The organism is Paenibacillus macerans (assembly GCF_900454495.1).
GTDB lineage: Bacteria > Bacillota > Bacilli > Paenibacillales > Paenibacillaceae > Fontibacillus > Fontibacillus macerans.
In genome coordinates this window covers 1,451,895-1,464,737 of the sequence record NZ_UGSI01000001.1, presented here as the reverse complement: position 1 = coordinate 1,464,737, position 12,843 = coordinate 1,451,895, and the positions used below count along the sequence as shown (strand labels likewise).

Below are 12,843 nucleotides of genomic sequence, written 5' to 3'. Positions count from 1 at the left end.
TATGACCAACGCTTTGTCCAAAATCGCGTCCGCGCTGCTCGCCGTATTGCTGCTGTACTTGTTTCCGGCCGTTCAAACGGCGCAAAGGGAAGCGGATATCCGCTATATGTCGGCTTATCACGCCTTGACCGAGTTTGCCGATGCGGTTCGTACGAAAGGGTATATCTCACCGGTGATGTACGAGCAATTTACCCGCAGCCTGGAAGCCAAAGGAAATCTTTACGATATTGAGCTTGAACACCGGCACAAAAAATATCACCCCGAATACGGCGATCCGGCCGATCCGGACACGTTTCAAGACCGGTTTAGCGTCGTTTACGACGCCTATTACACCGAAGATATCCTAGGCGTTCTGTTTAGCGAGAACCGGGCGGCAGCCGGCGAAGAGCAAGTGAAGTACACGCTGCAGGCGGGAGATTTTTTCAGCGTTACCGTAAAGGCCCGGTCCCGTTCGCCGTATGACGTGCTCTCCGAATTTTTATATGGAACCGGGACGGCAGCGGGTTACAAAGATGTGTTGTCCTACGGAGGAATGGTATTAAATGAAGATTACTGATTGGGCGGTCGTGTTTGTGCTTATCGTCAGCCCGTTCCTTTGGCTCGGCAGCTTGCATGCCGAAAATATCCGCGAGACGAACATGCTCGAAACGCGGTATACGACGGCGCTGAGAACGGCCGCCCAAGATGGCGGCAGCGCGCTGAACCTCAACGAGCTCCAACGATACGAAAGCGGGTACGGTTCGCAAAAATGGATGCGCGCCGATAAAGACCGCGCTCTTTCCGTGCTGCTGCAAAGCTTGTACATTCATTTTGGGGTGACGGATGACCCGCTGGCCCAGCAGGCTTTGCTGGTATACATACCTGCCATCGTCGTTATAGATTATGACGGATACTCGATTTATGCGGCGGCGGAGTCTGCCGATGCGGACGGCAGTCCCGAGATGACGCACCGATGGAGCCTCAAGAAGCCTTACGCATACGCGGATGCCTTCGGCAATTATGTCTCCTTTACACTGGACCGGCATATAACAGCACACGACTCCGGTTTGGATGAGTGGGAGGACGGACTGCAAACCGAACTGAAATCGGAGCTTACGATTCCGCTTCTTCAAGACGATGAACGGTTTGATCAGGTGCGGCGCACGGCCATTGTGCACAGTATCGAGGAGGATCTGGCAAAGGTAATCCATAGACATAATGAGTTTGCCCTAAAGAAGGGCGTTCATTATACGTTCACGCTGCCGGTCATTTCACAGGAGGAATGGAGCAATACGCTGGACGACGTTGGGGTGCTTGTGTTTTTGCAAGGCATACCGATCGGCGACCGCTACTACAACAATTATGCGTTGGGCGGCGGACGCCTGGTGAGAAGCGATGCCGTACTTGGCGGAGTGAATAGGAGAAACGGGCTTAAGTATTATTTCCGGGACACTTGTCCGGAAGCGAGCAGTGCCGATTATGAGGTTAGCGAGGTGTTTCCCGGAGAGCGGGCGGCGGCGGCAAGCGGATATTTTCAGGCGAAATGCTTCAGATCGGGGGTTGTAACTCCCTAAGTGGGTGGATTCCCTAAGTTACAATCCGCAGCCTAGATGATAAAATTAGCTATATACACATCCAGGCGGATTATGGGGAGGATACCTTCATGAAGTTAGAGGATACCGCAGTACCGGGGGATAAAGTCGATCGCTATTCGCGGCAAAAGCTTTTTGCTCCGATCGGCGCCGATGGCCAAAATATGCTGGGGAAAGCGAAGGTGCTGATCATCGGCGCGGGAGCGCTCGGAACCGGGATCGCCGAGTCGCTCACCAGGTCTGGTGCGGGGCATGTCGTTATCGCGGACCGCGATTATGTCGAATGGAGCAATTTGCAGCGGCAGCAGCTGTTTTCGGAAGCGGATGCCGCCGGAAGAGTGCCGAAAGCGGTCGCGGCGAGCGAGCGGCTAAAGGCGATCAACAGTACGGTTGAGATCGAGGCATTGGTGACGGATGTGGGCCCCGAAGAACTGGAGGCGCTTATCCCCGGGGTGCATCTGATTATGGACGCCACGGACAATTTCGATACCCGGATGGTGATCAACGATATTTCGCAAAAGTACCGGATTCCGTGGATTTACGGAGGCTGCGTCGGCAGCTACGGCATCACGTTTACGGTTTTGCCGGGAGTGACGCCCTGCTTGAACTGTTTGCTGGGGAGCATCCCCATGGGCGGCGAAACCTGTGATACGGTCGGCGTCATCCCTTCGGCGGTCCAAATGGTTGTGGCCCATCAGACAACGGAGGCGTTAAAGCTGTTGACCGGGCATCCGGAAGCGCTGCGCGGAACGCTGTTGACCTTTGATTTGTGGCGCAACGAACAAGCTTCCATTAAGGTGGCTTCCGCCAAACGGGAAGACTGTCCTTCCTGCGGTGCGCACCCCGGCTTTCCGTACTTATCCGCGGCGAGCCACCGAAAAACGGAAGTGCTCTGCGGCAGGGATACGGTTCAGATCCGTCCGGCCCAAAAGCGCCGGTTGAACCTGCCTGATATGGCGGCAACGCTTAGCCGGTTAAATGAAGGCAAAGTGGAAGTGAATCCGTTTCTGCTGTCCTACACGATCGGAGAACGGCGTCTGGTTTTGTTTGAGGACGGACGGGCCCTGATTCACGGCACGAAAGATCCGGTGGAAGCCAAAGGAATCTATGACCGCTTTTTGGGGTAAAGTCCGAAGAACGGCAAAAGCCCCAACCCCCAAAGGCCTTTGGAATGGTTTTTGCGAAGATTGATCATCTTATTAAATAGGATTGGCATTTGCAGGCAAGGTGGTTGGGGCGAAAATGAAAAGGAAGGTGCTGTTGGCCTTGGCGGATCCTTCCGCGGGGGAACGGTTAAGACTTGGGCTGGAAGAGGCGGGGTATGAAGTCGCACAGCATCGTAACGGAAAAGAGACGGTCCGTTATCTCGAAGACGAGTTTCCGGACCTGGTGCTGCTGGGAACGGATTTGCCGGATCTATCCGCGGGGGAAATTTTGCAGCAGGTTGGCCGGTTTGCCGCCTACCCGCTCATCCTTCTATTGCGCGAATGGAACACGGATGAAGTCGTGAGCGGGTTTGCGGCCGGCGCAAACGACGTCGTAAGTATCGACGTCCCGATCGCCGAGCTGTATGCCCGGGCCGGTCATCTGATCGCGATGTTTAAACGGATCGGGGACGGTTCGCTTACTGAGCTAAGCTATGGGGATTTGCGGATGGAGCTAAAAAGCCGCAAAGTGTATCGCGGGGACGAAGAGGTTAAGCTGACGCCGAAGGAGTTTGATTTGCTGCTGTTTTTGTTAAAACGGGCAGGCAAGGTATGCGGCCGGGAGATGATTTTGCAGCAGGTATGGGGTTACGATTTCGCCGCCGGGACGAACGTAGTCGATGTGTATATACGTCATTTGCGCAAAAAAATCGACCGCGGGCAAACGCAAAAATTGCTGCACACGGTGCGCGGAACGGGATATATGCTGCAATGAAAAGACAAAAATCCCGGCAGAGAGGCTGCCGGGATAAAGGGTGAATTGCACTGGTACGATTAAAGTTTACAGGACGCGGCGGGCTTTCAGGTAAGTTCTTTTCCAGTTTCCGGAGTTCAGGTCGGAAATGGTCACGCCCGGTTTACCGTACGTATGCAGAATTTTACCGCCTCCCATGTAAACGGCGACGTGAGTCACGTTATGGCCGTTTGCGCGGCTGCCGCTGGAGAAGAACACCAGGTCGCCTGGCTTCAGATTGGATTTGGAAACCGCGTAGCCTTCTTTCGATTGAGCGGCGGAAGTCCGGGGCAGGTCAACGCCGTACCGTCCAAAAATGTACTTCATAAATGACGAGCAATCAAAAACTCTTGTTGTCGAAGTAGAAGCGCCAAATTTATAAGGCGTACCCATAAATTGTTTACCGAAGTTAACGATTTGCGATCCTTTCGAAACAGCCGTGCTGGTTGCCGACTGGGCTTGTACAGGCTCAGCCCCACTGGCAAGCAGAGTGCTGAAACCGATGGTGGACACAATGCCGACCGTCAATACTTTTTGGAATATGCTGCGCATGTTCATGTTGTATACCTCCAAAGTTATTGTTTTTCAACCGGTTCGTAGAGAAGTATAACAGAAATGTTACCTCCTAATATATGGCATAGTCTCCTAAAAACCTGATATATTCATAGTTTGGATGCATTTATTAAAATATCATTAAAGTTTACAGATTTTTAAGAAAAAAAGCAGGATTTTGCAATTTACAAAGAAAAAACCCTTGAGGATCAAGGGTTTTTTCGACTTCATGCAAACGATCAAAAAGGTTACAAAATTGTTTTCATTTAATCTTTGCTTTGCATAATCAGCAAAAGACCGCTTGAAACCCGGACAATTCCTTCAGGCCCCGTCAAACGGTTGCTGATACCCAGCGATTGGCCTATACGCAAGCTGGCATTGTCCAGCGGGTACAAAAATCCTTCAAGCGTAATTCCCGTTACTTCGGGTGTAAGCGGGAGAAGGGAAACGTAAGTATAACCGCGATCCGTTATCCGGCATTCCGAACCGGTTAACGTTATGTAATTGTGCTTGTCCCAAATGTCGGTACGGATTTGCTGCTGCAGGCCGCGCAGCATCATATGCACGTTGGCGAGCGTATGGTCGAGCCGGGTCCCGATGACGCCGGTCATCAAGATTTCCGCGGGCTGTTGCTTTAATGCCAGGTTGTAGGCCAGCTCGGTATCGGTCAAGTCCTTGTCGACGGGATCGCAGGCGATGAGCTCCATACAGTTCTGTTTAATATTGTCCAGTTCCTCGGGACTGACGGAATCGAAATCCCCGACCGCCAGGTGCGGCCGGATTCCATGCTCTACCAAAAATAAAGCGCCCCGATCGGCGCCGATCAACACATCATCCGCTTGGATATCCTGTAATACATCAGGATCGATGCGTCCGCCCGCAAAAATGAGCACGCGCTTTCCAGCCATTTCTTTTCTTCCTTTCTGGTTGAATCCCTTGTTCATGTAGTATAATTCAAATTTGAGGACTACACAATTTTGGCACAGAGGCCTAAAATGATGATGCAGGCACAAGGGGCGAAAGAGAGGGCAGAAGAGTACAATAGAATGCACATATTTGACATTTTCAGCATCATCGGAACGATCGCATTTGCCATGTCGGGAGCGTTTGTGGCGATGGAAGAGGAATACGACATCCTGGGCGTTATGGTGCTTGGCTTGGTTACTGCGTTTGGCGGGGGAATCGTGCGCAATGTGCTCATCGGCATCCCGGTTACAACGCTGTGGGGGCAACACGACTTGATTTTACTGGCGGTGTTGTCCGTGCTGGTAGCCTTTATTTTGCCGCTGCCGTGGATCCGGCATTGGAAAAGGGCGGAGGTGTTTTTTGACGCCATCGGCCTGTCCGCCTTTGCCATTCAAGGGGCGCTGTATGCCACGGAAATGAAGCATCCGATGAGCGCGGTGCTCGTAGCGGCGGTACTGACGGGGATCGGCGGCGGAATTATCCGCGATTTGCTCGCCGGACGCAAACCGCTGGTGCTGCGCGATGAGATTTACGCGGTATGGGCGATGCTGGCCGGGCTTGCCGTGGGCTTTGGATTTTTTAAATCCACGATGGAACTGATTTTGCTGTTTGCGATCGTCGTATTTTTTCGCATGTTATCCGTCCACTACAAATGGAAGCTGCCGCGCCGGTCGCTCAAAAGGCCCGAAACTCCGGCCGAGCTGCCGAAAAGCGAGCATGTCGCCGCTTCCGGGTCGGTTCACCGCAATTAAATAAAAAAACAACCAGAGGCTGTCCGAAATAGTTTCCTACTATATTAAGACGGCCTCTGTTGTTCCGATTTTGGCGTCCGTTTGTTTTGAAAGCGCTATTTCAAGAAATGGACGAGCGCTCCGGGAAGCTCTTGCTGCCAAAAGCCCCATAAATGTTTACCGTCTTTTTCGGTATAGACGATCCTGGCTCCCCGTTCCTCAAGCAGCGCTTTGGCCTGGCGATTCAATTCGACGAAATTATAGGTGCCCGTGTCGGTCGTGTAATGATCCTCCTGCAGCCCGACGACCATAAACAAGGACAGGTAGGACAAGTCCGTTTCTTGGGCCAGCAGTTTGAGGGACGGTCCATAGTAGGCTCCGGACAAGCTGATGATTTTGGAAAACAGTTCCGGATTTTTCATAGCCAAGTGGAGGGAGACGGTCGCCCCCAGCGAATCGCCGGCCAGGACTCTTTCTTCGCGTTCGCGCCGAACCGGATAATTCCGTTCAATGAAGGGAATAATTTCTTCCGTGAAACAGCGGGTATAAGCGTCAAAACGGTTGCCGAACGGGGCGTATTCCTCGGTGCGCACTTTCGTATCCACTTCCACGCCGACGATGATAAACGGATCGATCCCTTCGTCGAGGATCAGCTGGTTGGCGTGCGTGGCAATACGTCCGAAATTGAAAAACTCTTCGCCATCCTGACAGTATACGACAGGATAACTCAAGATTTCGTTATACCCGGGAGGCAGGTAAATACGAAGATATCGTTTTTCCCCCAAGTATTTGCTGTCGATTTCCTCCTTAATAATGGTTCGTTTCAAATAACGCGAATCCGTCATGCTTTGTTACACGCTCCTTGTCATGATGGGTTAAATGGGGTTGTGTTATATTATTTTCGAAAAACTGTTATATAAACAAAAATAAAAATATGACACAATTCTCCTTAATTCCTTTGACTTTGAGAATGAAACAGGAGTATAATAATTCTATAACAGAGGAACAAGATAATCAAATTTTCAGTCGAGGTGAAAAAAATGAGCAAGATTCCTTATGAAGTATATACGGAGGAAGTCGAAGCTTTGTCCGTGCTGTCGCCGGACGGTGAAATCGTTAACAAAGATAAGCTGCCGGAGCTCTCCGACGATCAATTGAAAGAACTGATGTACCGCATGGTATTCACCCGCACTTGGGATGAACGCGCCATTAACTTGGGCCGTCAAGGCCGCCTTGGTTTCTACGCTCCGGTATCCGGACAAGAGGCGACGATGGTCGGCAGCGAATTTGCCTTGGAAAAAGACGACTTCGTCTGCCCGGGCTACCGCGATATGCCGCAGCTCGTATGGCACGGTCTGCCGCTGTATCAAGCTTTCCTGTATTCCCGCGGCCATCAGCATGGCGGACAAATTCCGGAAGGCGTCAACGTACTTATGCCTCAAATCATTATCGGCGCGCAAGTTTTGCATGCCATGGGCATCGCGATGGGCTACAAATTGAAGAAGCAAAAACATGTGGCCATTACTTATACGGGTGACGGCGGTTCTTCCGAAGGCGACTTCTACGAAGCATTGAACTATGCTGGGGCCTTCAAGTTGCCGGTCATTTTCTTTGTGCAAAACAACGGTTACGCGATTACCACGCCGTTCTCGAAACAAACCGCTGCTTTGTCCATTGCTCATAAAGCCGTTGCGGCCGGGATCCGCGGCGTGAAAGTCGACGGCATGGACGTGTTTGCCGTCATCGCCGCCGTTCGCGAAGCGGCTGAACGTGCGCGCAACGGGGAAGGCGCAACTTTGATTGAAGCGGTAACTTACCGTTTCCGTCCGCACTCCCTTTCCGACGATACCTCCAAGTACCGGACGAAAGAAGAAGAAGGGGAATGGAGCGAAAAAGACCCGATTGCCCGCCTCGCCAAATATTTGGAGAAAAAAGGTCTGTGGTCCGAAGAAGATACGGCTCGCGTAAAAGACGAAGCCAAAGCGACCGTTAACGAACAGATCAAAAAAGCGGAACAAACGGAAAAAATGACGATTCCTGGCTTGATCGACAGCATGTTCGAGAAAACGCCGAAGCATCTGGAAGAGCAAAAAGCCGATTTTCAATAAGGTTAGAGTCTAATCTAGTCAGATCGTTCTAAAGAGGAGGATATATAGAATGGCACAAATGAATATGAAAGAAGCAATTCGCGACGCGCTCCGCGTGGAACTGAAGCGTGATCCGAACGTCCTGATTTTCGGCGAAGACGTAGGTCATGTGGGCGGCGTGTTCCGCGTAACGGAAGGTCTGCAAAAAGAATTCGGGGAAGAGCGCGTGATGGATACGCCGCTGGCCGAGTCGGCGATCGGCGGCATGGCGGTTGGCCTCGGGATTCAAGGTTTCCGTCCGGTAGCGGAAATTCAGTTTGTCGGCTTTATTTTTGAAGCGCTCGACCAAATTTTGGTGCAGGCGGCGCGGATGCGTTACCGTTCCGGCGGACGTTACCATGCGCCGGTCGTATTCCGCACGCCGTTCGGCGGCGGGGTCAAAGCAGCGGAGCTGCACACTGACGCCCTGGAAGGATTGATCGCGCAAACTCCGGGAATCAAGCTGGTGATTCCGTCCAATCCTTATGATGCGAAGGGCCTGCTGATCTCGGCCATCCGCGATAACGACCCGGTGTTTTTCATGGAGCATTTGAACTTGTACCATGCTTTTCGCGCCGAAGTGCCTGAAGAGGACTATACGGTTGAACTGGGCAAAGCGAACATTGTTCGCGAAGGCTCCGACGTCACGATCATCGCTTACGGGCTGATGGTTCACACGGCTGTCAAAGCGGCGGAAGAACTGGAGAAAACCAAAGGCATCAAAGCCGAAGTTATCGACCTGCGCACGCTGGTGCCGCTCGACATCGACACGATCGTCGCATCGGTGAAGAAAACGAACCGCGCCATCGTCGTACAGGAAGCGCAAAAATCCGCGGGCATCGCCGCGGAAGTGATCGCGCAAATCAACGAAAAAGCGATTTTGCACCTGGAAGCTCCAGTGCTTCGCGTTGCGCCGCCGGATACCGTATATCCGTTCGCGCAAATCGAGGATCAATGGCTTCCGTCTCCGGCTCGCGTCATCGACGGCGTCAACAAAGTTCTTGAATTTTAATTCGACGAAATAGGAGGTCATTTACGGTGGCTAAATTTGAATATCGTTTCCCTGAGCTTGGGGAAGGTTTGCATGAAGGCGAAATTATTAAAATGCACATCAAACCGGGCGACAAAGTAACCGACGAAGATATCATTATGGAAGTGCAAAACGACAAAGCGGTCGTGGAAGTGCCGTGTCCGGTTAACGGTACGGTTCAGGAAGTGTTCGGCACCGACGGCGCCGTGTTCCGCGTAGGCCAAGTCGTCGCCGTGATCGACGCGGAAGGCGACATTCCGGAGCAAGCGGACGCACCGGCGCATGACGAACCGGAAGCGGCGGCCCCGGCACCGGCTGAAGCCGCTCCGGCTGCAAGTGCGGCGGCTCCGGCGGCAGCGGCAGCTCCTGCAGCGCCGAACCGCGAAGTATTGGCTACGCCAAGCGTACGCAAATACGCCCGCGAGCTGGGCATTGACATCACGCAAGTGCCAGGCACGGGCAAAGCCGGCAAAATTACGCGTGAAGACGTTGATGCCTTCAAGAACGGCGGTGCACCTGCGGCAGCTTCGGCAGCGCCTGCGGCAAGCGGTGCGGCTCCAGCGGCTCCGGCACCTACCCCGATCGCAGTGGCCGACGAAGAAGAACGCGTACCGTTCAAAGGCATCCGCAAAGCCATTTCCAACGCGATGGTTAAATCGGCGTATACCGCGCCGCACGTTACGATCATGGACGAAGTGGACGTTACGGAACTGGTGGCTTTCCGCACCCGTATGAAACCTGTTGCCGAGAAGAAAGGCATCAAGGTGACTTACCTGCCGTTCATCGTTAAGGCGCTCGTGGCGGCGGTCCGCAAATATCCGGCGCTCAACGCGTCCATCGACGACGTAAACAATGAGATTGTTTACAAGAAACACTACGACATCGGTATCGCTACCGACACCGACAACGGCTTGATCGTGCCGGTTGTGAAAGCTGCCGACCGCAAGAGCATCTGGATGATCGCCGAAGCGATTTCCGATTTGGCGCTGCGCGGCCGCGAAGGCAAGCTGTCCGCGAACGAAATGAAGGGAAGCACGATTTCGATCTCGAACATCGGTTCCGCTGGCGGTATGTTCTTTACGCCGATCATCAACTATCCGGAAGTTGCCATCCTGGGCACCGGCCGGATCAGCCAAAAACCGGCCGTTAGAGACGGAGAAATCGTTGTTGCTCCGGTTATGGCCTTGTCGCTCAGCTTCGACCACCGTTTGATCGACGGCGCAACGGCTCAAAACGCGATGAACTATATTAAACAGCTGCTCGCCAACCCTGAGCTGCTTGTTATGGAGGTGTAATACCATCATGGTAGTAGGAGACGCATCTATTGATATTGATACACTGGTAGTCGGAGCAGGCCCAGGCGGATACGTGGCAGCGATTCGCGCTGCTCAGCTGGGGCAAAAAGTGCTGATCGTGGACAAATCCGAGCTTGGCGGTGTCTGCTTGAACCGCGGCTGTATTCCGTCCAAAGCGCTGATTTCGGCGGCGCACCAATATGAATCCGCGCAACATGCCGATGCTTTCGGGATTACGGCGGAAAACGTTAAAGTGGATTTTAAGAAAACGCAAGAATTCAAAAATGGTGTCGTCAAGAAAATGACCCAAGGCGTATCGGGTCTCTTGAAAGGCAACAAAGTGGAAGTATTCAGCGGCGAGGTTATGTTCATCAATGACAGCGAAGCCCGCTGCTTCAATGAACACGAATCCCCGCGTTACCGTTTCAAAAACTGTATTCTGGCGACTGGCTCCCGACCGATTGAACTGAAGCCGTTCCCGTTTGGCGGACGCATCCTGTCCTCCACGGAAGCTCTTGAGCTGCAAGAAATTCCGGGCAGCCTGGTCGTTATCGGCGGCGGCTATATCGGTGCGGAGTTGGGCCAAATGTTCTCCAAATTCGGTACGAAAGTGACGATTATCGAAGGCATGGACAGCGTGCTGCCTGGCTTTGACAAGGACATGACCCGCCTCGTAGCTAAGAACATGGCCAAAACCGGCATTGAAATCGTAGCGAACGCGAAAGCCGAAAGCGCGGAGCAAACCGATAAGAACGTAACGGTGAAATACTCCGTGAACGGCGAAAGCAAAGAAATTACCGCCGATTACCTGCTCGTAACGGTGGGCCGCCGTCCTAACACGGACGGAGATCTCGGCCTGGATCTGGCTGGCGTGGAGTTGACTGACCGCGGTCTGGTGAAAGTCGATCATCAAGGGCGCACCAGCAACCCGAAAATCTTCGCGATCGGCGACATCGTAGCGGGCCCAGCGCTTGCGCATAAAGCTTCCTATGAAGGCAAGGTAGCGGCTGAAGCGATTTCCGGACTGCCTTCCGTTGTCGATTACAAAGCGATTCCTGCGGTTGTTTTCACCGATCCGGAATGCTCGAGCGTAGGTTACACCGAAAAAGAAGCGAAGGAAAAAGGCTTCAATGTGAAAGCCGGCAAATTCCCGTTTGCGGGCAATGGCCGTGCAACTTCGCTGAACCAGCCTGACGGTTTCATCAAAATCGTCGCTAACGCGGATAACAACGTTGTTCTCGGCGCACAAATCGTCGGTATCGAAGCTTCCAACCTGATCGCTGAGCTGGGCCTCGCGGTCGAAATGGGCGCAACGCTCGAAGACATCTCGTTGACGATCCACGCTCACCCGACGCTGGGCGAAATCGTGATGGAAACCGCGGAACTCGTGGAAGGCCATCCGATCCACGTTATCGCTCGCTAATCCAGCGGTGCACTGCAATTGATTTTCCACTCCTCCTAAGAGGAAGTGTTCTCCTAAGCATATTTGGGCAAGGCCGAAATTTTGGCCTTGCTTTTTTTTATGAAATTTGACAGCGTCTGCCGGAGCCGACCGGCCGGGTAGGACAACCTGCCTACAAAATAGGGACATATGTTTTCTATTTCTCTTAAATGAACCGATTTCGCTGGAATAAATGCATTTTTTGACCTTGTTTTTTGGGGCGGCTTCTCGTCGCTTTTTCCAAACCCAGTCCCTAAACAACACGAAAAAATCTCCGCAATTTTGCGACTATGCACCTCTATTACCCGGGGTTAGGCATAAAAAGGCCGCCGAAGCGAAATTCCTCCGGCGGCCTTTTAGTCATTACTTAACGCCAAGCCGCATCCGGTAGCTCAACAGGATTTCCCGAGTTTCGCCGCCGAATGCTTGAATCGCCTCGTTGCGGAACCGCTCCGCGGCTGCTGCAACTTCGCCATCTCCTAATTTCAGCGCCGTCTGCAGACTACCTTGGCTGAAGGCCAGATTCGCATACCGGCACGCATCGCAGCTTTCCCAATGGTGGAACACGATCTCTCGGGAAAAATGAAACCATCCGCTCTCCCGGATTTGCTGTAAATGCTTGTCTTTGGGGCACTTGTACGCTTGTTTGCCGCTTTCGGCCAGTTCGCTGGCCCGCTGGTCGGCAAAATCGATGAGCCGCTCGTACGCCTGTTCAAGTTCGGGGGCGATGGCCGGCGGCCAATCGCAATCATAGGCGGCGAACACGCCGCCAGGGCGCAGTACGCGAGCGAATTCCCGCAGCGTTGGTTGAGGCTCCATCCAGTGAAATGATTGCGAACAGGTGACGATATCGACGGAAGCCGATTCGAGCGGGAGTTGGTCCGAGAGGCCCTGGACGAACGTCAGCTTTTCCTGAGCACCCGTCTCCCGCAGACGGCTTAAAGCGACCTCGCGCATGTCGTCGTTCGGCTCGATGCCGATGACCCGCTCGGCATGCTTCAGCCAAATCATAGTGGAGAGGCCGGTTCCGCATCCGACATCAGCAACGTGCTCAGGCGCTCGGCCCAAATACATCGTTAAAATTTTGGCTACTTCTTCCGGTGCTTGCGGACGGCTCTGATCATAAAGCGTTCCGAAGCCGTTGAAACGGTCCACGTTATTTTGGCGAATCTGGCCGGTCAAGGAAATCACTC

At 53.1% G+C, this 12,843-nt stretch carries 13 protein-coding genes; 9 read left to right on the top strand and 4 right to left on the bottom strand.

Annotated features, from left to right (window positions below):
* Position 1: 1 nt before the first annotated feature.
* The 4 genes from DYE26_RS06735 (at position 2) to DYE26_RS06720 (ending at position 3,491) form a co-directional block, all read left to right on the top strand.
* A complete protein-coding gene (locus DYE26_RS06735) occupies positions 2 to 556 on the top strand; it encodes a hypothetical protein (RefSeq protein ID WP_036623111.1) in 555 nt (184 codons plus the stop codon).
* Entirely contained in the window at positions 543 to 1,553 is a 1,011-nt protein-coding gene (locus DYE26_RS06730) for a hypothetical protein (protein ID WP_036623110.1), read from the top strand. Before DYE26_RS06735 ends, DYE26_RS06730 begins: the two co-directional genes overlap by 14 nt.
* 89 nt (positions 1,554 to 1,642) lie before the next feature.
* Entirely contained in the window at positions 1,643 to 2,698 is a 1,056-nt protein-coding gene (locus tag DYE26_RS06725) for a ThiF family adenylyltransferase (protein WP_036623109.1), read from the top strand.
* Between the two features lie 115 nt (positions 2,699 to 2,813).
* A complete protein-coding gene (locus tag DYE26_RS06720) occupies positions 2,814 to 3,491 on the top strand; it encodes a response regulator transcription factor (RefSeq protein ID WP_036623107.1) in 678 nt (225 codons plus the stop codon).
* Positions 3,492 to 3,557: 66 nt separating this feature from the next.
* Here DYE26_RS06720 and DYE26_RS06715 read toward each other — a convergent pair whose 3' ends face one another.
* Complete coding sequence (locus DYE26_RS06715) at positions 3,558 to 4,067, bottom strand: C40 family peptidase (protein WP_036623106.1); 510 nt, start codon at positions 4,065 to 4,067, stop codon at positions 3,558 to 3,560.
* A gap of 260 nt (positions 4,068 to 4,327) precedes the next feature.
* Positions 4,328 to 4,969 carry a thiamine diphosphokinase gene (locus DYE26_RS06710; RefSeq protein WP_036623104.1) on the bottom strand — a complete coding sequence of 214 codons (642 nt, stop codon included), beginning with the start codon at positions 4,967 to 4,969 and terminating at the stop codon, positions 4,328 to 4,330.
* A gap of 138 nt (positions 4,970 to 5,107) precedes the next feature.
* On the opposite strand from DYE26_RS06710, the gene DYE26_RS06705 reads away from it, so the two are divergent.
* The gene (locus tag DYE26_RS06705; protein WP_036623102.1) at positions 5,108 to 5,779 is read left to right on the top strand and encodes a trimeric intracellular cation channel family protein; all 672 of its coding nucleotides are present in this window, start codon (positions 5,108 to 5,110) and stop codon (positions 5,777 to 5,779) included.
* A 95-nt stretch (positions 5,780 to 5,874) separates the two neighbouring features.
* Here the strand turns inward: DYE26_RS06705 and DYE26_RS06700 are convergent, their stop codons facing one another.
* Complete coding sequence (locus DYE26_RS06700; RefSeq protein ID WP_036623101.1) at positions 5,875 to 6,603, bottom strand: alpha/beta hydrolase; 729 nt, start codon at positions 6,601 to 6,603, stop codon at positions 5,875 to 5,877.
* Positions 6,604 to 6,798: 195 nt separating this feature from the next.
* Between DYE26_RS06700 and pdhA the strand changes: the two genes are divergently transcribed.
* The 4 genes from pdhA to lpdA are packed head-to-tail and all read left to right on the top strand — an operon-like array spanning position 6,799 to position 11,632.
* Entirely contained in the window at positions 6,799 to 7,866 is a 1,068-nt protein-coding gene (gene pdhA, locus DYE26_RS06695; protein ID WP_036623100.1) for a pyruvate dehydrogenase (acetyl-transferring) E1 component subunit alpha, read from the top strand.
* 49 nt (positions 7,867 to 7,915) lie between these two features.
* Positions 7,916 to 8,896, top strand: coding sequence for an alpha-ketoacid dehydrogenase subunit beta (locus DYE26_RS06690; protein WP_036623099.1), 981 nt, complete (start codon positions 7,916 to 7,918; stop codon positions 8,894 to 8,896).
* A gap of 26 nt (positions 8,897 to 8,922) precedes the next feature.
* Entirely contained in the window at positions 8,923 to 10,209 is a 1,287-nt protein-coding gene (locus DYE26_RS06685; RefSeq protein WP_036623097.1) for a dihydrolipoamide acetyltransferase family protein, read from the top strand.
* A gap of 7 nt (positions 10,210 to 10,216) precedes the next feature.
* A complete protein-coding gene (gene lpdA / locus DYE26_RS06680; RefSeq protein WP_036623095.1) occupies positions 10,217 to 11,632 on the top strand; it encodes a dihydrolipoyl dehydrogenase in 1,416 nt (471 codons plus the stop codon).
* 381 nt (positions 11,633 to 12,013) lie between these two features.
* Here the strand turns inward: lpdA and DYE26_RS06675 are convergent, their stop codons facing one another.
* Positions 12,014 to 12,832, bottom strand: coding sequence for a class I SAM-dependent methyltransferase (locus DYE26_RS06675; RefSeq protein ID WP_036623094.1), 819 nt, complete (start codon positions 12,830 to 12,832; stop codon positions 12,014 to 12,016).
* Positions 12,833 to 12,843 lie beyond the last annotated feature (11 nt).